The 25,258-nt window shown below is 39.8% G+C and carries 22 protein-coding genes; 12 read left to right on the top strand and 10 right to left on the bottom strand.

What is annotated here, in order from left to right:
* Positions 1-16 precede the first annotated feature (16 nt).
* From ACJMMI_RS05925 to ACJMMI_RS05905, 5 genes are all read right to left on the bottom strand, one after another.
* Positions 17-214 (bottom strand): DUF1858 domain-containing protein, encoded by a 198-nt coding sequence (locus ACJMMI_RS05925; protein WP_405354284.1) that lies wholly within the window; start codon positions 212-214, stop codon positions 17-19.
* A 143-nt stretch (positions 215-357) separates the two neighbouring features.
* Entirely contained in the window at positions 358-2,811 is a 2,454-nt protein-coding gene (locus ACJMMI_RS05920) for an ATP-dependent Clp protease ATP-binding subunit (RefSeq protein ID WP_405354283.1), read from the bottom strand.
* A 38-nt stretch (positions 2,812-2,849) separates the two neighbouring features.
* On the bottom strand, positions 2,850-3,848 hold the full coding sequence (locus ACJMMI_RS05915) for a protein arginine kinase (protein WP_405354282.1): 999 nt from the start codon (positions 3,846-3,848) through the stop codon (positions 2,850-2,852).
* A gap of 2 nt (positions 3,849-3,850) precedes the next feature.
* The gene (locus ACJMMI_RS05910) at positions 3,851-4,351 is read right to left on the bottom strand and encodes a UvrB/UvrC motif-containing protein (protein WP_405354281.1); all 501 of its coding nucleotides are present in this window, start codon (positions 4,349-4,351) and stop codon (positions 3,851-3,853) included.
* 18 nt (positions 4,352-4,369) lie between these two features.
* Complete coding sequence (locus ACJMMI_RS05905; RefSeq protein WP_405354280.1) at positions 4,370-4,813, bottom strand: CtsR family transcriptional regulator; 444 nt, start codon at positions 4,811-4,813, stop codon at positions 4,370-4,372.
* A 270-nt stretch (positions 4,814-5,083) separates the two neighbouring features.
* On the opposite strand from ACJMMI_RS05905, the gene ACJMMI_RS05900 reads away from it, so the two are divergent.
* Positions 5,084-5,335 (top strand): type II toxin-antitoxin system RelB/DinJ family antitoxin, encoded by a 252-nt coding sequence (locus ACJMMI_RS05900; protein WP_405354279.1) that lies wholly within the window; start codon positions 5,084-5,086, stop codon positions 5,333-5,335.
* 133 nt (positions 5,336-5,468) lie between these two features.
* Here the strand turns inward: ACJMMI_RS05900 and ACJMMI_RS05895 are convergent, their stop codons facing one another.
* Positions 5,469-6,998 carry a YifB family Mg chelatase-like AAA ATPase gene (locus ACJMMI_RS05895; RefSeq protein WP_405354278.1) on the bottom strand — a complete coding sequence of 510 codons (1,530 nt, stop codon included), beginning with the start codon at positions 6,996-6,998 and terminating at the stop codon, positions 5,469-5,471.
* 207 nt (positions 6,999-7,205) lie between these two features.
* Here ACJMMI_RS05895 and ACJMMI_RS05890 point away from each other — a divergent pair, with 207 nt between their 5' ends.
* The 4 genes from ACJMMI_RS05890 to ACJMMI_RS05875 all read left to right on the top strand — a co-directional run bounded on the left by ACJMMI_RS05890 (position 7,206) and on the right by ACJMMI_RS05875 (position 12,094).
* A complete protein-coding gene (locus ACJMMI_RS05890; protein WP_405354277.1) occupies positions 7,206-7,802 on the top strand; it encodes a sigma-70 family RNA polymerase sigma factor in 597 nt (198 codons plus the stop codon).
* Positions 7,803-7,862: 60 nt separating this feature from the next.
* On the top strand, positions 7,863-8,132 hold the full coding sequence (locus tag ACJMMI_RS05885) for a zinc-ribbon domain containing protein (protein ID WP_022235006.1): 270 nt from the start codon (positions 7,863-7,865) through the stop codon (positions 8,130-8,132).
* 286 nt (positions 8,133-8,418) lie between these two features.
* Positions 8,419-9,432, top strand: a complete 1,014-nt coding sequence (locus tag ACJMMI_RS05880) for a sugar-transfer associated ATP-grasp domain-containing protein (protein WP_405354276.1) — start codon at positions 8,419-8,421, stop codon at positions 9,430-9,432.
* A gap of 343 nt (positions 9,433-9,775) precedes the next feature.
* Positions 9,776-12,094, top strand: a complete 2,319-nt coding sequence (locus ACJMMI_RS05875; protein ID WP_405354275.1) for a SpoIIE family protein phosphatase — start codon at positions 9,776-9,778, stop codon at positions 12,092-12,094.
* 481 nt (positions 12,095-12,575) lie between these two features.
* Here ACJMMI_RS05875 and ACJMMI_RS05870 read toward each other — a convergent pair whose 3' ends face one another.
* A complete protein-coding gene (locus tag ACJMMI_RS05870) occupies positions 12,576-13,892 on the bottom strand; it encodes a serpin family protein (protein ID WP_405354274.1) in 1,317 nt (438 codons plus the stop codon).
* A 14-nt stretch (positions 13,893-13,906) separates the two neighbouring features.
* Complete coding sequence (locus ACJMMI_RS05865) at positions 13,907-15,031, bottom strand: MGDG synthase family glycosyltransferase (protein WP_405354273.1); 1,125 nt, start codon at positions 15,029-15,031, stop codon at positions 13,907-13,909.
* 291 nt (positions 15,032-15,322) lie between these two features.
* Between ACJMMI_RS05865 and ACJMMI_RS05860 the strand changes: the two genes are divergently transcribed.
* The 5 genes from ACJMMI_RS05860 to ACJMMI_RS05840 all read left to right on the top strand — a co-directional run bounded on the left by ACJMMI_RS05860 (position 15,323) and on the right by ACJMMI_RS05840 (position 19,748).
* A complete protein-coding gene (locus tag ACJMMI_RS05860) occupies positions 15,323-17,113 on the top strand; it encodes a VanW family protein (protein WP_405354272.1) in 1,791 nt (596 codons plus the stop codon).
* A 64-nt stretch (positions 17,114-17,177) separates the two neighbouring features.
* Positions 17,178-17,429, top strand: a complete 252-nt coding sequence (locus tag ACJMMI_RS05855) for a Smr/MutS family protein (protein WP_405354271.1) — start codon at positions 17,178-17,180, stop codon at positions 17,427-17,429.
* A gap of 6 nt (positions 17,430-17,435) precedes the next feature.
* Positions 17,436-17,768 (top strand): cupin domain-containing protein, encoded by a 333-nt coding sequence (locus ACJMMI_RS05850; RefSeq protein ID WP_405354270.1) that lies wholly within the window; start codon positions 17,436-17,438, stop codon positions 17,766-17,768.
* Between the two features lie 125 nt (positions 17,769-17,893).
* Entirely contained in the window at positions 17,894-18,328 is a 435-nt protein-coding gene (locus ACJMMI_RS05845) for a MarR family winged helix-turn-helix transcriptional regulator (RefSeq protein WP_405354269.1), read from the top strand.
* A gap of 82 nt (positions 18,329-18,410) precedes the next feature.
* The gene (locus ACJMMI_RS05840; RefSeq protein WP_405354268.1) at positions 18,411-19,748 is read left to right on the top strand and encodes an MATE family efflux transporter; all 1,338 of its coding nucleotides are present in this window, start codon (positions 18,411-18,413) and stop codon (positions 19,746-19,748) included.
* A 252-nt stretch (positions 19,749-20,000) separates the two neighbouring features.
* On the opposite strand, the gene ACJMMI_RS05835 is transcribed toward ACJMMI_RS05840, so the two are convergent.
* Together ACJMMI_RS05835 and ACJMMI_RS05830 are read right to left on the bottom strand one after the other, a co-directional pair.
* On the bottom strand, positions 20,001-20,540 hold the full coding sequence (locus ACJMMI_RS05835) for a DUF6985 domain-containing protein (protein ID WP_405354267.1): 540 nt from the start codon (positions 20,538-20,540) through the stop codon (positions 20,001-20,003).
* 71 nt (positions 20,541-20,611) lie between these two features.
* Positions 20,612-22,084: a UDP-N-acetylmuramoyl-L-alanyl-D-glutamate--2,6-diaminopimelate ligase gene (locus tag ACJMMI_RS05830; RefSeq protein ID WP_405354266.1), complete on the bottom strand. Its 1,473-nt coding sequence runs from the start codon at positions 22,082-22,084 to the stop codon at positions 20,612-20,614.
* Between the two features lie 497 nt (positions 22,085-22,581).
* On the opposite strand from ACJMMI_RS05830, the gene ACJMMI_RS05825 reads away from it, so the two are divergent.
* Positions 22,582-23,871, top strand: a complete 1,290-nt coding sequence (locus ACJMMI_RS05825; RefSeq protein WP_405354265.1) for an extracellular solute-binding protein — start codon at positions 22,582-22,584, stop codon at positions 23,869-23,871.
* Between the two features lie 206 nt (positions 23,872-24,077).
* Positions 24,078-25,258 (top strand): carbohydrate ABC transporter permease (locus ACJMMI_RS05820; RefSeq protein WP_405354264.1); only part of this gene is annotated, 1,181 nt, incomplete at its 3' end.

Raw genomic sequence — 25,258 nt, 5'->3', positions numbered from 1 at the left:
TGGTAATACGGACAAATTATTTGTTTACAATCTGGTTGAGAACATCGATAAGCTCATCAGCGTTTGCACCGTGAACCATACAAGCTTCTTCGATTGTTTCACCTCTTGATGCAGGGCATCCAAGGCAGTGCATGCCAATGCTGAAGAAAGCCTCAGCAGTTTCGGGATATTTGTCGAGAACATCACCGATGATAGAATTCTTTGTGATTTCCATAACTAAAAACCTCCTTGTCGGCAAAGCCGAAATCTTAATCCGCATAAAGCAGATTTATCCGCCAAAATCGTGTTTCAGCGGATAAATCATTATAACATATTCTTTGAGCTAAAGTCAAAAAATATTATTAAATTTAAGATTTTTTACTTTACTTCGGCAAAGGTGAACTCGCCGTCTGCAAAGTCGCACTTAACCTTGCTGTTTGCCTTGATTGTGCCGTCAAGCATTTTCTCTGAAAGCGGATCTTCAATGCCTGATGTAATAGCACGGCGAAGAGGTCTTGCACCGTAAATTTCATCAAAGCCCTTGTCGGCAATAGCGGAAATAGCATCGTCTGTAAATTCAATCTCAATTTCCATATCAGACAAACGCTTTTTAAGACCTGCAAGCATCTTGACTGCGATTTCCTTGATCTTGTCCTTGCTGAGTCTGTCAAATACGATTATGTCATCAATACGGTTAAGAAATTCCGGACGGAATGCCTTTTTAAGCTCTCCAAGTACAAGCTCCTTGGTATTCTCGGTTTCAGCTTCCTTGCTGTTGTCATCAGTAAAGCCAAGTGAATTGTGCTTTTCTGTAAGAAGCTTTGCACCAATGTTAGAGGTCATAATGATAACAGTGTTCTTGAAGTCAACTGTTCTGCCCTGAGAGTCTGTAAGTCTGCCGTCATCAAGAATCTGGAGAAGAATGTTGAATACATCAGGGTGTGCCTTTTCGATTTCATCAAAGAGGATTACTGAGTATGGCTTTCTTCTTACCTTTTCTGTAAGCTGACCGCCCTCGTCAAATCCGACATATCCAGGAGGTGAACCAACAAGACGGGATACCGTATGCTTTTCCATATATTCACTCATATCAATACGGAGCATAGCGTTTTCATCGCCAAACATTGCACCTGCAAGTGCCTTGCAAAGCTCTGTTTTACCTACGCCTGTAGGGCCAAGGAAGATAAATGAACCGATAGGACGCTTAGGGTCTTTAAGACCAACTCTGCCACGGCGGATTGCCTTGGCAACTGAGCTTACAGCCTCGTCCTGACCGACAACTCTTTCGTGAAGTTCTTTTTCAAGGTTAAGGAGTCGCTCGCTTTCCTCTTTTGTAAGCTGAACTACAGGAATTCCTGTCCATTCGGATACAATTTCAGCGATAACCTCAGGTGTTACTTCACCGTTGCGGTTTTCTCTGTTTTCATACCATTCCTTTTTAGCTGTGTCAAGCTGTGTCTGAACATTTTTCTGCTCATCTCTGAGTTTTGCGGCACGCTCAAAGTCCTGCTCGTTAATGGCACTTGCCTTTTCTTGCTCAAGCTTATCAATAAGCTCTTCAAGTGACTTGATGTCAGGAGGAGAAGTAAGGCCCTTTAACTTTACCTTAGACGCACCCTCATCAATAAGGTCAATAGCCTTATCAGGAAGGTATCTGTCGGCAATATAACGGGAAGAAAGATTTACGGCAGCCTCAATAGCTTCGTTTGTAATTCTTACCTTGTGGTGTGCCTCGTAGCTGTCACGCAAGCCTTTAAGAATTTCAACAGCTTGCTCCTTGGTAGGCTCACCAACCTTTACAGGCTGGAATCTACGTTCCAAAGCTGCATCCTTTTCAATGTATTTTCTGTATTCGTTAAGGGTTGTTGCACCTATAACCTGGAAGTCACCTCTTGCAAGTGACGGCTTTAAGATGTTTGCTGCGTCTGCACTACCCTCGGCAGAGCCTGCACCGACAATGGTGTGAAGCTCATCAATAAAGAGGATAGTATCCTTTGACTTTTTAACCTCATCAATGGCAGATTTGATTCTTTCCTCAAAGTCACCACGATATTTTGCACCGGCAATCATACCGGTAAGGTCAAGGCTTACCACCTTTTTGTCACGCAGAATTTCAGGTACATTGCCGTTTGCAATTTCAAGGGCAAGTCCCTCGGCTACTGCTGTTTTACCAACGCCCGGCTCACCGATAAGCACAGGATTGTTTTTAGTACGCCTTGAGAGAATCTGAATAACTCTCTTGATTTCCTTTTCTCTGCCGATAACAGGGTCAATTTCACCGTTTTTGGCAGCCTTTGTTAAATCTCTGCCAAATTTCTCAAGTGCAGAGCCGCCTTCTTCTTTGCCTTGCGGATAGCCGTTTTCCATACCTGAAAACTGGCTTTCGGACGCACCGTTCTGCAAACCGCCTGCTACTGCATTTGCAATAGCGTTTGAGCTTACGCCAAGCTTTCTGAGAATACTTGTAGCGTAGCTGTCGCTTTCAGAAACTATGGCAAGCAAAATGTGCTCTGTTCCTACATAGCTGCTGCCTGCTCTTGCAGAAATCATCATGGCTGTTCTGAGTACACGCTTTGTGCGAGGAGTAAAGCTGTCAGGTGAGAGGGAGGTTTGAATGCCTCTGCCGTCAACACTTACAATTTCATTTTCAAGTGCCTCTGCCGTTACTCCGCATTCCTTGAGGGCTGTGGCAGCCACACCGCTGTCCTCTTTAATAAGACCGAGCAGAATATGCTCGGTGCCAATATAGTCGTGACCGAAATTTTGAGCTGACTCAATAGAAAGGTTTAATGCCTTGTTTGCCTTTTGAGTAAATCCTCTGAATTCATACATAATCGTCAGTCCTTTCGATAATTTTTTAATTAATTATGTTACACTTCTTCAAGTGTCTTTCTGAGCAAATCTGCTCTTGCCACATCTCGCTGTGCAGCGGAAAGATTTTTGCCGCTTGTTACCATAAGTGTGGCAGGCTCAACATCTGTCATAAGCTTGTCAATAGTGTGCAGCGGAACATTTTTAAGCTGTCCCGAAACTATGCCAAGACGGACATTTGAAAGCAGCTGCAAAGCCTCATCGTGTGTAATTGTGCGGGCATATTTAAGAACGCCCAAGCTGCGGCTTATGCTGTCCTGCACATCAATGTTGGAGCAAATACGCTCTCTTGCAAGCTCCTCCTGTGAAATAAGCTGAGCTGTAATATTTTTAAGGTTTTCAATGGCAGCCTTTTCGGAAATGCCAAGTGTAACCTGATTTGAAAGCTGATATAAGCTTCCCTTTGGTTCTGTACCCTCACCGTGAGTACCTCTGATTGTAAGACCAAGCTTTGAAAGGTTGCCTGCAATTCTGCCAATTGCTCTGCTCTTTTCAAGTGCAGGCAGGTGGAGCATTACAGAAGCTCTCATACCTGTGCCGAGGTTTGTAGGACATTGAGTAAGATAACCTAACTTGTCGCTGAATGCAAAGTCAAGACTTTCGTCAAGCAAAGTGTCAAGCTTATCAACGAGGTCATAGGTTTGCTCAAGTGCAAGTCCCTTTGTGATTGCCTGTATTCTGATGTGATCCTCTTCATTTATCATAATTGAAAGGCTTTCATCGGAATTTACAAGCAATGCTCTGCCCTCGGTGTTGCTGATAAACTCAGGACTTACAATTCTGCGTTCAACAAGCGATACACTTTGTGCCTCGGTGAGGTCACTCATTTTAATAAATTTAAAGTCGGAGGCAATCGAACTGTTGCTGTTTTTGACAGCGGATCTTACTTTTTCAATAACCTTTTCCATACCATCCTTTGAAAGCTTACATGGGAAAGGAAAATCCTTCAGGTTTCTCGCAAGTCTTACTCTTGTGGAAATTACTGCATTGTCACTCATTATTATGCCTCCATTCCTTTAATTATATCTCTTAATTCTGCGGCTCTTTCAAAATTCTGCTCCTTAACCGCTGAGTCAAGCTCGCTCTTTAGCTGAGCAATTTTTTCTTCCTTTGTAGGCTCGTGCTTTTCAGCCTGCACAGCTTTTCTGTCGCTGTTTTTGCCACAATGTGTTGTGTTGCCGTGAATTCTTCTGATAAGTGGGAAGAGCTCATCGCCAAATACATCGTAGCAGTCTGCACAGCCTACATGACCTGTTTTTGCAATCTCGGAATAAGTACTGCCGCAGGTTTCACATCTTCTTGCCTGAGTTCTGGCAGGAAGTGCGTTGCCAAAGAAGCTGCCGAGGAAGTTTGAAAATTCGTCCTCAATGTCTGAGAATACATTTGTATATCCCATCTTCTTTGCACATTCACTGCAAAGGTCATATTCCTTGATTTCTCCGTTAATTATAGATTTAACATGTGTGTTAGCGTTATTAACACCGCATTTTTGACATTTCATAATAAATACCTCCTGCTCTTATGATATTGCTAAAAGCATATTCTTAAAAAGATCGGCTCTGAGCGAATCTCTTTTTTCCTGCTCAACTGTGTGCAACGCTCGGTCTGACAATGCAGACGCCATAACCTTTGCAACACTAAGCTCAATAATTGACCTGTTGACCATATTGTTCAGCATTGCCTCGGCCGAAGCCTTGTCAAGTGAACTGCCCACAGAGTTAATTATATGCATTATAGCTGTACCTCTATCCATACTTACACGGCTTATTCTTATGTAACCGCCGCCGCCTCGTCTGCTCTCAACAATGTAACCTTGTTCCGGAGTAAAGCGTGAGGTGATAACATAATTTATCTGACTTGGCACACAGCCAAGATTTCCTGCAAGCTCGTTTCGCTGAATTTCAGCACTGCCGTTTTGCTCGTCAAGCATTTCTGTAATATATTTAGCGACCAAATCGCTCATTCTCATCTTTTCTCGCCTCTCTTTCAGATTGTGACCTTATTATAAAGCTAAAGTCAGAGAAAGTCAAAGTCAAATAAAGTCAAAAAATAAATACTAATTTTGAAAATGCTCCCAAATTCTCTCGAATACTCTTAAATACTAAATTTTAAAATATTTTTGACTTTTTCTGACCTTTTGCAAAATTGCCGATATTTGCTTGATTTTTGAGAACATACAATCAAAATTTTCTTCATATAATAAGCGTAGAAATAAAAAACGGAAGTGAGAAAAATGCTTGTAAGTACAAATATAAACATAGACAGTGAGCTGAAAAAATCGGCACAGGAATTGTATTCCGACTTAGGACTTGACTTGTCAACAGCGGTAAATCTGTTTTTAAAGCAGTCATTAAGAGAGCAGAAGATACCGTTTGAAATAAAGAGGGAGAGTGAGGAGGAGGGCTTTTTTGATACGCTAAAAAGCTTTACAAAAAAGCCGGAGTATTCTTCATTTGCCGAAATTGTAAATTCTAATGTAGATTAAAAAAGTCACACCTTGCAGATTTTGCAGGGTGTGACTTTTTGCATTATGTAATTGAAAATTGTAAAAAGGTTAATTTTGTATTTTGAGGGTTATCAGGTTTATTTTTAACATCATAATAATAAAATGTTGAAAATTATTTGCCCCAATACTTCCTATCCAAACTGCGATACTGTACAGCTTCAAGAATATGGTCCGATTTAATAATTTCGCTGTTGTCGAGGTCGGCAATGGTTCTTGCAACCTTAAGTACTCTGTCATAGGCTCTTGCGGTCATTCCCATAGCGTCAAAAGCGTTTCTGAGCATTTGTTCCGCCTCGTCATCAATGATACATACCTTTTCAAACTGGTCGGCATTTATATTTGCGTTACAGCTTGTGCTTGTACCTTTGTAGCGTTCAGATTGAATTTTTCTCGCCTTATCTACTCGCTTTTTAATTTCGGCAGAGGTTTCTGTCTTTTCTTTATCTCTTAATTCGTCAAATTTTACGGCTGATACTTCTATATGTATATCAAATCGGTCGAGCAATGGGCCGCTGATTTTGTTAAGATAATTATGTATCTTTTGCGGTGTGCAGGTGCATTTGCCTGACGGGTCATTAAAATATCCGCATGGGCAAGGATTCATAGCTGCAACCAACATAACGGTACAAGGGTAGGTATAACTGCCGTGTGAGCGTGAAATTGTAATTTTTCCGTCCTCAATCGGCTGACGAAGCACCTCAAGTGACATTCTTGAAAACTCAGGTAATTCATCAAGGAAAAGCACACCGTTATGTGCAAGCGATACCTCACCCGGACGAACGGTTCCTGTACCGCCGCCGCCAAGTCCGACAGCTGTTACTGTATGGTGCGGTGAACGGAACGGTCGGGTGCGTACAAGTCCGTTTTTGTCAAGCAGTCCCGCTATTGAGTGAATTTTCGTGGTTTCAATCATTTCTTCAAATGTCATATCGGGCAGAATTGACGGAATACGCTTTGCAAGCATACTTTTGCCGGATCCGGGTGGGCCGATCAAGAGTATATTGTGACCGCCTGCGGCAGCTATTTCCAAGGCTCTTTTTACTTCGACCTGTCCCTTAACCTGCGAAAAGTCAGGCACAAACCGCTCTGTTGTGCTTTCATCCTCAACCTCTGCAACAGCAGGCTCTATAGGTTTGTCACCGCTGAGGTGTGCAATAAGCTGTAAAATGTTTTTAACAGGATATACCTCAATACCGTCAACTACGGCACCCTCTGCACCGTTTGCAAAAGGTACATATATCTTTTGGTAACCAAGTTCTCTTGCTTTGATTACCATGGGAAGTACGCCGTTGATTGCTCGTACATCACCGCCAAGCGAGAGTTCGCCCAAAAAAGCCGAATCGGAAATTTCTGCAACTACTGCTCCTGTCATTTTCAGCACAGCTATGAGTATTGGCAGGTCATAGATAGGGCCTTCCTTTTTAATATCGGCAGGTGCAAGGTTTATTGTGATGTGAGCAGTCGGAAAGTTGAATCCGCAATTTTTCATTGCACTTTTAACTCTGTCACGGCTTTCTTTGACTGCGGCGTCAGGAAGTCCGACCATATCAAAGGCAGGAAAGCCCTTGTTGATTGCTCCCTCAACCTCTACAGGGTAGCTGTCCATACCCATAAGACCAAAACTGTTAATTTTTACCACCATTTTATCCACCTCTTGTGTGAAATCTAAATAATATTATACCATTTTATTGTTTTGCTTACAAGTCAAAATATTGCGAAATATGTAAAATCTGCACAATTATTGAAAGAGGCTTTAAAAAAATTTACAAATAATATTTATTTCCTTATTGACAAATAAAGGTAAATAGGTTATTATTTATGATAAGGAAAAGTCTTTTGAGGTGAGCTTGTGTCTGAGCCGGTAAAAAATCTTTCAGAGCTTTCAGATGAAAAGCTTGCTGAGCTTGTAAAACAGAAAAATGACGGTGCATTTGATGTGCTTACCCTCAGATATTTGCGAAATATTGGCTTTTTAGCTCGTAAATATTCCGCAGACGGATATGAGCAAAGCGACTTTGTGCAAGAGGGATTGATGGGACTTTTAAATGCCTGCCGTACCTTTGACAGTACACAAAAGGCTTCTTTTAAAAGCTATGTTGATATTTTGGTTGAACGCAGATTTATTTCTATCGTACGCAAAAGCAACGCACAAAAGGCTGTGCCGAGTGCAAGTCTTGTTCCTCTTGACGACAGTATTGATGAGCTTGAGGGTGAAGGAACAGACCCGGAACAGCTTATGCTTGCAAAGGAACATTTTGCTGTGCTTTGCAGCGAACTTAAAAATCTGCTCTCAGACAGGGAATATACCGTACTAATGCTTTATTGCAGCGGACTTAGCTATGTGCAGATTGCAAAAAAACTCAGCATTTCTGCAAAGTCAACCGACAATGCCTTGCAAAGGGCAAAAAAGAAAATTTCCTTACACTATATGTCCTTAAAAGAATAAGCGGTGCAACTCCGCAAAAGGGCAAAACAACTATACAGTACAAAAGTGAGGTAAAAAACAATGTACGAAGATAAGACATTAGTATGTAAAGAATGTGGAAATGAATTTGTTTTCACAGCAGGCGAGCAGGAATTTTATGCTGAAAAAGGTTTCGTAAATGAGCCACAGCGTTGCAAAGCTTGCAGACAGGCTCGTAAAAATGCTGCTAAGCCGGCTCGTGAGCTTTTTGAAACAACCTGTGCAGAGTGCGGCGGCGTTGCTAAGATTCCTTTCAAGCCAATGGAAGGCAAGTCATACTACTGCAGCGATTGCTTTGCAAAGAGAAAGTAATAACAGACAGACTTATATTTATTATAGCGATTTTAAAAGACATTGTTTTAAAACCAATATAGTTTGTATATTTTTTTGAGCTGTAACAAACGGCGGATTTCGTAGTGAATCCGCCGTTTTTCTCTTTTTTATGATACTTTTGTAGTTATTGTTTCAAATAATATTCACATATAAAACACAAAATCTCTATTGACATTTTGTAGTACAAGCTTTAAAATGGTTACTAAATGGTAATTATTTAGATACAAGTTTTTAACAATTTATAGTGGGTAAAGGAGTTTTCTTTATGGGAAAGCTTGGCTATATTATAAGATGTATAGCACATATGGATTATAGTGCGTTGTTTAGTACCGTTAAGCAGGTGCATAAGCTTTCGGGCAAGCCGAGAGTTTCAATTCTTGCCGATGTAATCTCCTGCGGTTTTAAATACGGTGCCGGCTACAAGGATTATTTACTGTGTGAATTTTATAATCTCAACAGTGAGCAGAGGGCAACCTTTGTTACAAGAGGAATCAATAATTCAGTTGTAAAGCTTTTAAATGATCCAAGCTATTATCATATTCTTGATAATAAAACCGAATTTTACACAAAATTCGGAGAATATCTTCACCGTAAGTGGCTTAACTTTGCAAAGTGCAGTAAGAACGAGTTTGAAGATTTTATGCAGGAATTTGATGAAATTATCTGCAAACCGGACGATTTGTGCTGTGGTGAGGGTGTTGATAAGCTTAAAAAATCAGATTTTAAAAGTCTTGACGATATGTACGATGAACTGAAAAGAAGAAATATCAGTATTGTAGAAGAGGTTGTTAAACAGCACCATGATATGGCAAAAATAAACCCTGATTCGGTAAATACAATTCGAGTTTATACTGTTTTATCCGAGGGCAAGGCAAACGCTGTTTACGCTTGTATTCGTATGGGCAACAGCGACCGCCCCGTAGATAACATAAATGCAGGCGGAATGTATTCGCCGATTGATATGGCTACCGGCAAAATTGCTTTTCCGGCTTGCGACAAGCAAAGAAAGGTGTATGAAAAGCACCCACGCACAGGCTGTGTGATTAAAGGTTATCAGATTCCTTTCTGGGAGGAGTCAATGGCAATGTGCCGAGAGGCTGCCTTAAAAGTTCCGCAGCTTGGTTATATCGGCTGGGATGTGGCAATTACAGAGGACGGTCCTTTGTTTATTGAGGCAAACAATATGCCCGGACATGACGCATTTCCGCAAATGCCGTTGCAAGCACCTGACAAAATCGGATTTTTGCCAACACTCAGACAGTATGTTAAGGGCATTTAATATTAATTTTTACATTTTAGCACAACTATTCTTTAGTAGTTGTGCTTTTTTGCGTTTTGAATATTTGCTGCGACATAAAGCAATAGGAAAACTATGCCTTGTGCTTTAGTTGCCTATTTATGCTTTAATTACCGTATAATGGCTTGAATACTGAATAATGTAAGCATAAGCAAGCTGTTTTCCGAATATAAATTAATAAATTTAAATGCAAAGATTATTTCTACAAAAGAATATATAAATTGCCATCCACATAATGACAAAACGATTGTGTGCAAGATTTTATAATATATGTAAAGGTTGCAGACAATGCTATCTATAAATAAACAGAAAAGGATGTTAAAAAATGGAGGCAAAAAAAGCTCTGGTACGCAAAAATTTTGATGGCTCGGCTGAATTTGCAAGGACGGTAATTACAAACATAATTTATTTTGTGAGCGGTGTTCTTGTGTCAAAGGGGGCAATGCTCGGAAATTTATCACCCTTTGGTGCTTCTTTTGCGGCGGCTGTACCGAAAAAATACTTGCTGTCGGCACTTGCAGGCACAGGGCTTGGATATATTTTGCTTGCACCCTCAGACAGCTTTCGTTACATAGCCGTTGTGGTGGCAATAGGCGGAATAAGATGGCTGACAAGTGACATAAAAAGGGTAAAAAACAGTGCTTTGTTCGCCCCTCTTGTGGCATTTATGCCCATTCTTGCAACAGGTATTGTGCTGACCTTTGTAAGCACAAGCACGCTTTCGTCACTCACTGATTGCATTGTTGAGGCGGTGCTCGCAGGCACAGCGGCTTATTTCTTCAGCAGTACAGTAAGACTTTCAACAGAAAGGCGAAGTATTGCAGCCTTTTCTCAGCAGGAAACTGCAAGCCTTGTGCTGACGGGTTGTGTGCTGATGCTTTCATTCGGCAGTGTTGCTATTCAGGGAATATCCGTTGGAAGAATCCTTGCGGTGCTTGTAACATTGCTTTGTGCAAGATATGGCGGAGTTGCGGGCGGTTCGGTTTGCGGAATTGCAACTGGTGCGATTTTCAGTATTGCAAGCAGAAATCAGGCTTTTATCTGTGGCGGATATGCCTTTGGCGGATTGATGGCAGGACTTTTTTCTACGGTAGGTAAGCTTGCCTGCGTGATTTCGTTTATAATTTCTGACGCTGTGATGTGCCTTGCTTTCAGTGACAGGGTTGCACTTGCCGAGGTGCTGATAGAAAGCTTTACCGCATCGGTTATATTTATGATTTTGCCAAAGGAGGTCGGAAATTTTATAGCACCTGTTTTTTCTCACGAAAAGAACGCTTCTCTTGGAGAAACGCTGAGAAAAAATGTTGTTATGAGGCTTGATTTTGCATCAAAGGCTATCAATAATGTTAAAAATGATGTGAACGGAGTGTCCGACAGACTCAAAAGGCTGTATTCACCCACACTTGATATGGTATGCGACAATGTGAGAAAAAATGTCTGTTCGGGCTGCGGTTTAAAGGTTTATTGCCATGATAAGCAGGAGGGAGTGACCTACGATGATTTCAGACGCCTTGAGGAAAGGCTTGAACAGCAAGGCAGAGTGACCGAAAATGATATTGAGGAGCTGTTTGTTAAGAAATGCTGCAAAAAACGAGAAATTGCCGAGAGTATGAATGTAAACTACAGGGAGTACATCTCCTGCCTTGAGGCACAACGCAGGGTTGACGATGTGCGAGGTGTAGTTGCGGGACAGTTTTCAGGCATAGGCGATATTTTGTCAGACCTTTCAGATGAATTTAAAACTGCTATGAAATGCGATACTGAGGCATCTGAAAGGGTGATTTCCGTACTTTCTGCAATGGGTATAATTCCTATGGAATGTATCTGTCTTATTACGCAGGGTGGCAGAATGAATGTGGAGCTTTCGATTTCACCAAAGTCAAAACGCTTTTCAAAGGGTGTTTTGATGCGTGAAATTTCAAAATGCTGCGGCAGACGCTTTGACCTTCCGCTTGTTACAAAAGAGGGTGGAAGCATAAGGGTAAAGCTTTGTGAAATGCCTGTTTATGATGTTGAAATCGGTACAGAACAGCATATCGCCAACCGTGGTAAGCTTTGCGGTGATTGCCTTAATTACTTTAATGACGGCACAGGCAATACCTATGCTATTGTGTGTGACGGTATGGGTACAGGCGGCAGAGCGGCGGTTGACGGAAATATGGCAACATCAATTATGACAAGGCTTTTAAAGTCCGGACTTACCCCCGAAAGCTCGCTGCAGATTGTTAATTCCGCACTTATGGTTAAGAGTGAGGACGAATCGCTTTCAACTGTAGATGTGGCAAAAATTGACCTTTACAGCGGCAGAGTAACTCTTAACAAAGCCGGTGCACCTCTTACCTATATAAAGAAAAACGGCAGGGTGATGACGAAAGAAATGCCGTCGTTACCTGCCGGAATACTAAATAATATAAAATTTTCAACCGATACAATAAGCTTAACAACAGGAGATATGGTGGTTATGGTGTCTGACGGAGTATTGACCGGCAATGAAAAATGGCTTGAAAACCTGATAAGAACATGGAACAAGGGCAGTACGCAAGAGCTTGCACAGGCGGTTGTGGCAGAAGCAATAAAGCACCGTGATGACGGTCATGATGACGACATCACAGTGCTTGCAGTTAGACTTGTTGATAATGAATAAAGATTGTAATTTTTGTGTTGGACAGTCGGAATAAATTTTTTGTTTATGACGGTCGGGTATTTTTTGCTTGAATTATCACAGACTTAATACTCGAATAAAAAAGTTTGGTCAACCTTTTTCAAAGGTTGCAGGTGTGGACAGAGTCCACAAAACTTTTAGTTTACGCAAAGTTTGATAGCAAAACAGTTTGCTGTTTTGCGACTTGAACGCAACGGTGAAAGTCTTATAATGCGACAGCATCATAAAAAGTCATCATTCTTTACTAATAAATAATTTCTTTTAAAAGACTGTCGTCTGTTTTACCAAACTTTGCTTTATCACACAAACAGCAACGCTGTTTGTGCCTGCAAAATTGTAATAGGCATAACTTTTCTTGGGCTTTGCCCAAACCCACGAGCCTTTAAAAAGGCTCGACCTAAACTTTTTGTTATTGAACTTTTGTATTAGCAAGCAAAAGTTATCTGGCCGTTACAACCAACAATTAAAAATCAACAGTTCCTATATAAAGCGGAATATTGCTTTCGTTATCAATAAGCATAAATATAAACGGACGGTCAAATTTTAATGTGCTGTCAGCAGTTTTAGAATCAGACTTGAGTGTGTTTGCAACAACGGTAGCTTTTACCTTTTCACTTCCGCCTACACCGGAGGTATTTACAGTAATTGACGGCTGAATTTCAGAAATGTCATTTACAAATAAATCATCTGAAAGAGTGATGTTTGAAAGGTTGATGCTGTCTGTAAATATATCGGTAAGTCCACAGTTCTCAAGCTCGGTTTTAAGGCTTTTTGGTGTGGAGTCTGATGTAATGCTGAACTCAGGAATTGAGGCATTTGTGAGAGTAGTGATTTTAAAGCTGTCGAGCAAATCCGAGTACTCAAGATATGTCATTGAGGATATGTAGCTTTCAAGTGAAGTATCCTCATTTGGTATTATCACCGCAAATTTTACAGGTGTGTTACGCATATATTTTATAACGCCCTGTGCTTTGTCTGTATGAATATAGTTTTCAACAGAAGTCATATATTTTACAGATTTTTCACCGCTTTCGGAATAAAAAGTTCCATCTGCAACGGCATCATCTTTGTAGGCATTAAGCCATTCATCGTACATATCCGATGAGCTTATGCAAAGAAGATTGTTTGAGTTGTCAAGTGAAGTTATTGCGTTTTCACCGAGTACAGAATTCATTTTTTTAACGGCATTTTGGTCTGAAAATACAAATCTGAAAATATCTGTACCGTAGTAATTTGCGTTGGCTGTGAGGAAGTTTTTCCTTATATCAACCGTATCATTAAAGAAGTATGACTGATTAAGCTTAACATACGCTTTTTCAGTGTTTTTGCCGTTTTCATCAGCAGTGCCGTCAGAGGAAAAGGCTTTCAGTCTGCTCTGAAAATATGATGAGCATTGATTTAGCGAGTCAATTACAAGCTCATCACTTAAAGCGTTTACAATATTTGTCTGGCTCTGTTTTGCCGCTCCGTTTGCCATAAGCCCGAGTGTGAGAGTTGTATTTGCAGGTGCAAATACAAAGCTTTTCTTGTCGGAATTATTTTTGTAATAATTGCGGAAAAGCTTTAATTCAAAGTCGCTTACCTCGCTTGAAAAGGAATTGTATTCGGTAGGTGCAGTTACGGCACCGTCCTCGTAATTGAATGTAGTTTCGGTGTCTGTGCTGCGTTCAACGCCTTTTGAAAGCTGCTCTTTATCTGAAAAGCTGTCTGCACTTGAGCAGGCTGTGAATGTAGCTGCTATAAGACCTGCACAAAGCAGGGCAGAAATAATTTTTTCCATTGTTAGTCCTTTCGTTAATCCTCGTTGACAAGCTTTTTGGCAAGGTCATAAATTTTTTCGGCTGAGTTTTCCTGAGAAAGATTTTTACAGAGCTTTTTCATTTCTGTAAGCTTGTCAGGATTTCCGAGAAGTCTGCAAACCTGTTCGGCACCGTTTATCTTATCAAGCATAATTGCCGCACCGGTTTTAACCAAAAATTCGGCATTGTCACGCTCCTGACCGGGGAATGCGTTGTAAATAGCAAGCGGAAGTCTGCAAGCAAGGCTTTCGGTAACTGTAAGTCCGCCCGGTTTTGTCACGATAAGGTCTGAGATGTGCATATAATCCTCGACATTGTCAACAAAGTACAAAAGCTTTGTGCAGTCCTGAGCATTCATTTCCTCCATTGTTTCCTCAAGTCTTGAGTAGAGGTGCTTGTTTCTGCCTGTAATTACAATAAACTGCATTTGCTTTTTTTGCATAACAAGGCTTTTGTAGAATTTTAAAACTCCTGTTACACCAAACGAACCTGCCATAAGCAAAACAGTAGGAATGTTAGGGTCGAGTCCCTCTCTTTTGCAGATTTCTGCCTTGTCAAACGGCTGAGAAAATCTGTCAAAAATCGGAATTCCAAGCGGATAGATTATATTTTTATCAACATCGTATTCGTTGATAAGCTTTTGTGCCATTTGCGGTTCGGCAAGTACATATGCGTCAATATTCGGTACAATGTAGGTACGGTGAGCATCGTAGTCGGTGATAAGGCTGATAGCCTTTGCTGTGATTTTGCCCTTTTTCCTAAGCTTTGAAACCATTGTTGTAATAAACGGATGGCACATAATAATCACATCTGGGTTAAACTCGTCAATAATGCTTAAAAGCTTGTTTGACATAGCGGTATTTGACTTCATAACTGCGTCATATATTATAGTTTTGCGGTCTGTTACCTTATAGCACACACCGTAAACCTTTGGAATTTTAGTAGCCATAAAGTGGTAACCTCCACAAACGGTTTTATCGTAAACCTTGCCGATTGCCTTTAATGCGTCCACTACCTTTACTTCGTTTTGTGGGTCAAGTGCCTTTATTTTAGCGTCAAGTGCTGCTGCGGCTCTTTTGTGACCGCCGCCGGTTGATGCTGTAAAAATCAATATTCTCATAAAAATGCTCCATTAGAATTAATGTCTTTATCCTTTATTATATCGTTAATATAAACAATTTTCAACCGAAATAGAAAAAAGATTAATAAATAATTTTAATTCTTAAAAAATCGTCACAAAAATATGGCATTGCATAAAAATTCAGGGGCAAAGGTTGAATAAACTTTGGGAATTTTTTTGGCTTTATTTTTGAAATTTGCTCTTTATTTTTAAAAGGAAGTGTAGTAAAATTATAGATATATACATAATAAAGAAACTGTAAATATATTTCCCAACGGAGGGGATTTCTTAATGGCAAACTTTGATAAAGATTTTATCTTTTACGATGATTCATATGACGATGAGCTTGTAGATGTTTCTAACGGTGTTAAACAAAAGGACAAAAAGACAGGCTCTAAAAATAAACATTCAGCCGACAGCCCACGCCATTTTGAGGGCGTAATGTCTTACGATGAAAAGGCAGAGAGTAAGGCAAAAAAGGGCGGAAAATACGGTGCTTCGGACAGCAAAAAGGCTTCTGATAAAAAGACCTCCGATAATGGCAAAAAGAGCAATAAAAAGAAAATTATTATTGCCAGCTGTGCAGCAGGTGCGGTGGTAGTAGGTATTGCTGTGGCAGGTGTGGTTATGCTTATGCCAAGCAAAAACGGACAGACTACTGTTGATAACCTCGGATTAGGCTTCCATTTCTCCGATGATGCAAAGGTATCGGGCATTTCACTTGCAGGCAAAACCTATGATGAGGCATTAAAGCTTTTAAATTCAAAAGAACAGTCATTCATTACACCGGTTTCAATTTCTGTAAAGGCAAAGGACAAGACATACACAATTACAGAAAAGGATTTAAAATACACCTACAACACAGAGGAAGTTTTAAATCAGCTTAAGCAAGATGAAATCAATAAAGAATCATCAAGTCAAACCGCAAAGACCTATACGGTTATTGCAACCTGCACAGATGAGTCAATAAAGAGCAATGCAGATAAAATCAAAAAAGAGGTTGATGTAAAGGCACAGAACGCCCGTGTTTCTGAATTTAATCCTTATGATGGCGACAATCGCTTTAAATACGAGGATGCTCAGAAGGGTGCTGAGCTTGACGAAAAAGACCTTATTACTCAGCTTTCTTCGGCAATAAAAAACGGCAACGGTACAATGGCACTCAACGCTGTTGTAAAAGATGTTGACGCAAGTATTTCTCTTGATATGGTCAAGAAAAATATTGTTGAGCTTTCTACATACCAGACCGTTTCTTACAACAATGAAAACGGTAATTCAAATATGAAAACTGCCCTTGAGGCTTGCAACGGTTCTGTGCTTGAGCCGGGTGATGTGTGGTCATTCAACGAATGTACAGGTGACTCAAACCTTTCTGAAAACGGCTATAAGCCGGCAGGTGTAATTGCAGACGGCAAGCTTGTACAGGGCAACGGCGGCGGAATCTGTCAGGCAAGCTCCACAATCTACAATGCAGCTATCAGGGCAAATGTTGAGATTGAGGAGAGATATTGCCACCTTTGGGCATCTGACTATGTGCCAACAGGTCTTGACGCTACTATTGACTACCCAAATCTTGACTTGAAGTTCTCTAATCAGACTGATTATCAGATGTTTATTGAATGTAAAATGGACGGCACAACACTTTCAGTTACTTTCTGGGGTTGGCAGAGTCCTGATTATGACGAAATCAGAACAGAAAACGAAATCGGCTCTACAAGCGGCAAGGAATTTTCTGCAAGAGCATGGAGAGTATATTATAAAGACGGTAAAGAGGTTGACAGGGAAGAGCTTCCGTCATCTACCTATGAAAGCAGCGGTGGTATTGGCGGCGGTTCAGCAGACGGCGATAATGGTGCGGTTTCTAACTCAAACAACAGCTCAAGCTCATCAAGCAGCTCGTCATCAAGCAGCAGTTCATCTCACGATACTCCGTATGTTCCTGAGCCTGATCCGGAACCGACTCCCGAACCTACACCTGAGCCAACTGTAACTCCGGAGCCTGATCCTGAGCCAACTCCTACTCCAACCGAACCGGAGCCTGACCCGGAACCGACTCCTACAGAACCGGCAGTTGAAGAATAATATTTTACAAAAAATCCTCCGTACAGTTTGTGCGGAGGTAAAATTTTAGAAAAGAGGTGCAAAAATGCCATATTCTGTGCAGATAGACTTACACGGGCAAACTGTTGAAAGTGCGGGCAGGCTTTTAACACAAAGACTAAAGCAACTGCCGAATGATGTGCGTGAAGTAAGAATTTTGCATGGATACAATGGCGGAACTGCCCTCAGAGATATGGTGAGAAGATATAAAAATCCGAGAATTGAGAGAAAAATTCTCGGACTTAATCAGGGTGAAACCACATTTTTATTAATTCCGAAAGTAAAGACAGAAAGGTGATATATAATGTATATAGATTTTGATAATATGCAGACAAAGGAACTCCCTAACTTTAAGGGAGGAGAAAAGGTTTTCAGAGCAGATATGTTTGATGACGGCGAAACTAAAATTATGCGTGGCAGACTTGAAAGCGGTGCATCAATCGGACTTCATACTCACGATGGTAATTGCGAGATTATTTATATTCTCAGCGGTAACGGCAAGGTGAAGTATGACGATACAGAGGAAAAGCTGACAGCCGGCTCTTGCCATTATTGTCCAAAAGGTCATAGCCATAGTCTTATCAATGACAGCAACGAAGATTTAATCTTTTTTGCAGTTGTGCCGGAACTGAGATAAACATACTTTGCATATATATAAAGTTATCCTACTCTTTGAAATAAAATTTAAGATTTTATATTGACAGAAATCACGAAAGAAGATATAATAGTCCTAAAATAAGACTAATAAAGGAGATGATAGCTTTGGATATAGAATCAAAAACAAGAGCTTTTTGTAATGCTTGGCAGAGCATAAGTATCATTTATGAAGATTATGCTAGAAAATGTGGAATTTCATATAATAGTCTTTACATTTTGAATGCAATATTATATACAGATAATTGCACGCAAAAGCTTATATGTGATAAAACTTTGCTGCCTAAACAGACTGTAAATAATGTGATAACAAGTTTTTTTAAAAATGGATATATTGAGCTTAAAGAGATTCCTGAAAATCGCAGAATAAAAACAATCTATTTAACACAGAAGGGTATGCAGTATGCAATGAACTTTATTCCGCATATTCATAAGGCAGACTGTAAAGCTATGGAAGCATTGACTGAAGAACAACAAGATACATTGCTCAAACTGATAGATATATATGCTTCGACTTTTCGCAAAGAAATGCTCGGTGAATGACCACTTGCATTATGCGGTGCAAGTGGTTTGTTTTTAGATATATAGTCCTAAAACAATACGGTATTACAAAAGGAGAAAACAAATGAAAATAATAGATATGACAAAGGGCAATCCAATTAAATTGCTTATACAATTTTCGATTCCTATATTAATCGGTAATTTGTTTCAGCAAATATATACGCTGGTTGACAGAATTATAGTTGGTAGGTTTGTAGGTGATACGGCTTTTTCCGCAATAGGAGCGACAAATGCATTGTCTATGACATTTATGTCAATGTGTATGGGTGCTGCAATAGGTACAGGTGTTGTGGTCTCTCAATATTTTGGTGCAAAAAACGAAAAAGGAACTGCGGCATCTATTGCAAATGGAACTTATACTTGTATATTAATTACAATTATTATGACAGTAATTGCAATGGTTTCAACAAAGCCGATTTTACTTTTATTAAATACACCGCAATCACTTCTTCCGGATGCACTTACATATATGTATATTTTTATGGGCGGTTTAATTGCAGTATCCGCTTATTTTACTCCGTTTTCTATTTTAAGAGCATTGGGAGATTCAAAGACACCGCTTATTTTTCTCGTGCTTTGCAGTCTTTTAAATATTGTTTTGGACTTACTGTTTGTTGTTGTATTCAAAACAGGTGTAGCCGGTGCGGCTTTTGCAACCGTTTTATCAGAGGCTATTGCGGCAGTGTTATGTGTGATTTATGCTTTTGTAAAAGTTCCTCAATTTAAACAGGCTTTTGTATATAGAAAAATAGACAGAGGTTTAATTAATAAAACTTTAAAAGTAAGTATCCCTACAGGATTACAGTATGCTTTAATTTATGTATCAAGCATTATTTTACAAAGAATTGTAAATGGTTTTGGAGAAGATGTTATCGGTGCTTTTACAGCAACTACTCAAATTGAATTATTGGTACAACAGATTTTTTCGGCATTAGGATCGGCAATGGTGACTTATACTGGTCAAAATATAGGAGCAGGTAAACACAACAGAATATCTGACGGTGTTGTTGCGGCAATGAAAATCAGTGCCGTTATATCGGCTGTTTTATTAGCGGTATTCTGGTTGTTCGGAAAGCCGATAATGAGTATTTTTGTTGCAAATCAAAATATTATTTCTATCGCTGCAACAGGTATTCGTATTACGAGTTTGTTCCTTATTGCTTTGGGCGGTGTACAGATTCTTAGATATATGTTGAATGGAGCAGGAGATTCTGTATACGCCCTGATAAATGGTGTGGTAGAAGTTATTGCAAGAGTAGCGTTTGCAATAAGTCTTACTGCAATCCCTTTTATTGGAATGTGGGGAATATGGTTGACTACAGGACTTACATGGACTGTAACAGCTGTTTTTGCATTGCTTCGCTATAGGCACGGCACATGGAGAAATAAAAAATTAGTTTAATAATTATGGTTAAACTAATTTACAGCTTGAAAAAAGAACTTAAAAAAATTATTTACTATTCTATTTTCTGTTCTATTTATAAAAGGTTTAAAATTTTTAATTTGTCCAATTTTACAGAAAAAACAAAGCAGCCGTCATCGCAAGATTACGGCTGCTGAATTTTTAGCGTTTATTTTTTAGATATTATTTTAAACCTATGTTAAGCACGAAAGAATGATGCTTGTGTCATAGGAACCGAAATTGCTTAGATATTTATCCCTCGTCGTTGTCATTCCAGATACAATAATAATCGTCTTCATCGCCCCATGGATCATTGCCCTCGGAAGGTCCAACATAAACAACTTTATCATTGCGAATCAGAATTAAACATTGATGTTCAGGTTCCCACGGACATTCACATTCAAGCCCATAACCAATCTCGTTTTTTAATTGCGGAAAAATGCATAATGTAGGTTTATACAAATATGTAATCAACTGCTTTCCGGCTTTATATCCATCCATAACCGGCTCTAAAGATTTAGCAATATCGCCATATATGTCGCCAAAATCAATCCATTCGTGATACATATATAGAAAAAACTTTTCCAAACCTTTTTGAATCTGATTACATATCTCCGGCTTGCACAGTAAACTGTTATAATGCTCTATACATTTAATAGCATCTTCCTCTGTTGCACCATCATCTACAAATATAGAAAGATTCATCTCTCCTTGAAATAAAGATTGTGAATCAAATTTTCCGTGAGCAAATAGATTGTATTCATCTATTTGTAAATCTCTGATAGCTGACATTTTATCATCTCTTTTCAAAAAATTCAATTTACTAATCCGTTAGCAAAGAAACATATTAATGTATAGCAATTTTATTTCTTTTCTGCCATTTCTTTTATAATATCGGCTACAAGTTCACGCTCATCCATATGGTATTTTACGCCTTTGATTTCCTGATAGTCCTCATGTCCCTTACCGGCAAGCACGATGATATCACCGTCCTGTGCATTTTCCATACAATATCTTATTGCGTCCTTACGGTTAGGAACAACTACATATTTACCGTCTGTCTTTGCAAGACCTGTCTTGATGTCTTCGATAATATCCATAACATCTTCAAAGCGAGAGTTATCTTCTGTGATTACAGAAAGGTCGGAAAGTCTGCCTGAGGTTTCTCCCATCTCGTATCTTCTTACCTTAGGACGGTTACCGCCTGCACCAAACATTGTAATAAGACGGTTTGGCTTGTAAAGGCGAAGTGTGGAAAGCACATTTTCCATTGAAAGTGCGTTGTGGGCATAGTCAATGATAAGAGAATAGTTGCCCGGTACAGGCACAGGTTCAACTCTGCCCTTAACTTTTGCCTTGTGAAGTCCCTCTACTATAGCTTTATCCGGAACATCAAAGAAAGCTACGGCACTGATTGCCGCAAGTGCGTTATATACATTGAATTTGCCCGGAATATTTACATCAAGTGAAAGTTGCTTTCTGCCGCTCAATTCAAAATGTACACCGATAAAGCCATTCTCAAATAATAAATGTTCGCCGGATGCAACAAAATCTGCGTTTTTAGAAAAGCCAAAGGTTACAGGCTTTTCTTTTGCAAGCTTGGTTACTTCGGTAAATTTTTCGTCATCAATATTTCCTGCCGAGTGTTTGCACTGCCCAAAGAGCAGGCTCTTGCAGTAAAGGTACTCAGCCATATCCTTGTGCTCTACACCGCCGATGTGGTCGTGAGAGAAATTTGTGAATATACCGACATCAAAGGTAATACCTGCAAGTCTGTAGTGCTTTAAGCCTATTGAGCTTGCCTCAATTACCATAGCCTCGCAACCGCACTCAAGCATATCGTGCATGGATTTCTGAATTTCATATGATTCAGGTGTGGTGTTGTCGGTTTTTACCACCTTTCCGTCATAGAGAATACCAAGTGTGCCAATTGTGCCTGTCTTAATTCCGGCACTTTCAAGGATTGAGGCAATCATTGCGGTAGTGGTGGTTTTGCCTTTTGTACCTGTGATTGCAATGGTTTTAAGCTTTTCGGCAGGTCTTTGGAACAACTCGGCACTCATATAGGCGAGTGCTTCTCTTGTGTTTTCAACCTTAATAACTGCCACTTCACTTGGAACTTCAAAGTCGAGGTCATCGCTGATTATAAGTGCCGCCGCACCTTTTTCAACGGCAGACTGTGCATATTTGTGTCCGTCTGAGGTATAGCCTTTAAGACAGACAAATGCTGTGCCGTTTGTAACCTTTCGGGAATCGTATATAATATCCGAAATTTCAGGGTTGCCGTCATTTACGGCGGTATATTTAATGTTTACAAGCAAATCGCTTAGTTTCATATAAACTCACTCCATCTAAAAACTTGTGATTACTAATACATTATAGCAATTAGCGGAAAATAATACAACAATAATAATGAAATTTTTTGTTATGTGTTAATTGTGCGAAAAGAAATATTTAGACCATTGGTAAAAATTACCGAAAAAACATTAAAAAAATCTAATTTGTATGTATTTAGTCGGGAAAAAGAATAAATTCGAGATTTGTGAATTTAATTCTGTAAATCTTAAATAGACAAGTTGCACAAATGAAAAACTGTTAATTTAAACAAAAAACCAATGATGAAATTGTAATAAAAATCAAAAAGTTAAATTTTAATTCACAATTTGCACAAAAATATTTTAAAGTTTTAACACTCTGTATAAAAAGTAGAAAGGTAGTTGCTTTTTGTATGATTTTTTGGTATCATAAATGTAGTGAAAGGACAGAGGGACTGTCCTCACATCATTCACAAGGAATGAAAGATTTATATTTTTATGAAAGAAGGAAATATCCGATGAAAAAGATTTTTGCCGTTCTTTTGGCAAGCATGATGGCTGCTACAGCACTCGTTGGCTGCGGTGGTTCAGGTGACAGCAGTACAGCTTCAAACACAGAATCAAAGGGTGACAGTGCTTCTGCAGCAAGCAGCGACTTTGGTGACGAAGACAACATTACACTTAAAGTATGGGCTCCTGATAAGGCAGTTTCTACTTTTGAAAAAGAGTGCGAAGCTTTCAAGGCTCTTTATCCGGACAAGAAGATTGATATTACAGTAGTTGCTCAGGCTGAGAGCGATGCTGCTACACAGCTCCTTAACGATGCTTCAGTTGCTGCCGATGTATTTGGTTTCGCAAGTGACCAGCTCAACAAGCTCCAGACAGCAGGCGTTATTTCACAGGCTGCTTATGCTGATGACATTTCTAAGAGAGATACAGCAGAGTCAGTTTCAGCTGCAACAATCGACGGTAAGATTTACGCTTATCCTGAAACAGGTGACAACGGTTACTACCTCGTATATGATAAGTCAGTAGTTTCTGACGAGCAGGCAGGCAGATTTGAGGATATCCTCGAAGCTTGTAAGGCAGGCGGTAAGAAGTTCATCATGGACGCTGGTAACGGCTTCTACTCATGTGTATTCACATTCACAGCCGGTCTTAAGATCGATGGTCTTGAGGAAGATGGCATTACTCAGAAGTTCACAGATTATGATGAGGCTGAGGTAGTTTCAACACTCCAGGCTTTCTCAAAGCTTATGCACGACTATAAGGGTACATTCCAGGCACTTTCAACAGACGCTATTTCTTCAGGTTTCTCACAGAAGACTTGCGGTGCAGGTATCGACGGTTCTTGGAACACAATTGCTAACCAGGAAGCTCTTGGCGACAACTTTGGTGCAGCTAAGCTCCCAACAATCGATGTAAACGGCGAAGCTAAGCAGATGGTTTCAATGCTCGGTTACAAGTTCATCGGTGTAAACGCATCTTCTAAGTTCCCACGTTCAGCTCAGATCCTTGCTAACTATCTCGCAGGCGAAGAGTGCCAGAGAGAAAGAGCTACAGAGCTCGGTTGGGGTCCTTCAAACCAGACTGTAAACGGTGAAGAAGTTGTTACAGGTAGTGCAGTACTTACAGCTATCGCTGATCAGGGTAAGTTCGCTGTACCACAGGTAAATGTTGCTTCAACATTCTGGGATCCATATGCAAACCTCGGTAACAAGCTCGTTGCTGACGAAACAGATCCTTCAAACGCTGACTTCTTCAAGCAGTTAATCACAGACACAATCGCAAACGTAAGAGACGAATAATTTTAGATTTCAAAATAAATCTTCTCATACTCGTGGGGCTCTCAAGTCGCTGAGAGCCCCAATGAGCGAAAACTCGTTATCAATGTCGCAGACATTGTAATTAATTTACACCAAACTACTAATGTATTTATGATGCTAATTGATAACGCAGAATATATTATTAGTTTGGTGTAAGTTTTGCAAACTATTTTAAGGAGAGCTTATTAATGAAATATATTGATTATGTACAGCTTAATCCTTTCCAGAAGTTTGCCTATAATGCTAAAAACTTTTTCAAAGCTTTGCCTGGTAAAGTGGCAGGCTTTTTTAAAGCAATAGGAAATGCTATTGTGAAGTTTTTCGTTGGCATTGGCAAGGGCTTTGCTAATTACGGCAAAACCTTTGTAAACGGAGATATTATGACAAAGCTTTCTTACCTCATCTTTGGCCTTGGCGACCTTGCAAAGGGTAAGTACTACAAGGGTATTTTATTCTTCCTTTCAGAAGTTTTGTACATTCTCTATATGGTATTCTTTGGTTGGGGTTACATTTCCAAGTTTGGTTCACTTGGTACTGTTGAGACTCACACAGAGATGGACGGCATTTTCCCTGTAACCGTTTATGGTGATAACTCAATGCTTATCCTTCTCTACTCTGTACTTACTATTGTAATTACAGTAGTTGTATTTGCAATCTACATTGCAAACATTAAAGATGCGTACAAACATCAGCTTCTTGTTTCTGCTGGCAAAAAGCCAACATCATTAAGACATGATATGAAAGAATTCCTTGATGGCAAGTATCACATCACACTTTTGTCATTCCCTGTATTGATGATTGGTATTTTCCAGATTCTTCCACTCATCTTTATGGTACTCATAGCATTCACAAGCTATGACCTTCAGCATATGCCTCCTGGAACACTCTTCCATTGGGTAGGCTTCCAGAACTTTACATCAGTATTCGATGTGGCAAACTCAGCAACAAGAGCTACAACATTCGTTGAACTTGCTAAGTGGACACTCGTTTGGGCTGTATGTGCTACATTCACAAACTATATCCTTGGTATGATTGTTGCTCTTATGATCAACAAGAAGGGTATCAAGTTCAAAGCTTTGTGGAGAACTCTCTTTGTTATTGCAATCGCTGTACCACAGTTCGTATCACTTCTTCTTATGAACCAGATGCTTCAGACTGATGGTGCTTTCAACGTATTACTTACAGATATTACTCGTTGGTTTAGCCCGGAGGCTGCGGCGGTTGAAATTAAGTGGCTTAACACTGACCCTAACCTTGCAAAGATCGTAGTTATCATTGTAAACCTTTGGGTAGGTATTCCTTACACCATTCTTTCAATGTCAGGTATTCTTATGAATATTCCTGAGGACCTTTACGAATCAGCTCGTAT

The sequence above is a fragment of the Ruminococcus sp. genome, from assembly GCF_045129435.1.
In the GTDB taxonomy this organism is placed as follows: Bacteria; Bacillota; Clostridia; order Oscillospirales; family Acutalibacteraceae; genus Ruminococcoides.
The sequence above is the reverse complement of the archived record's forward strand: the minus strand, read 5'-3'. Positions and strand labels throughout refer to the sequence as shown.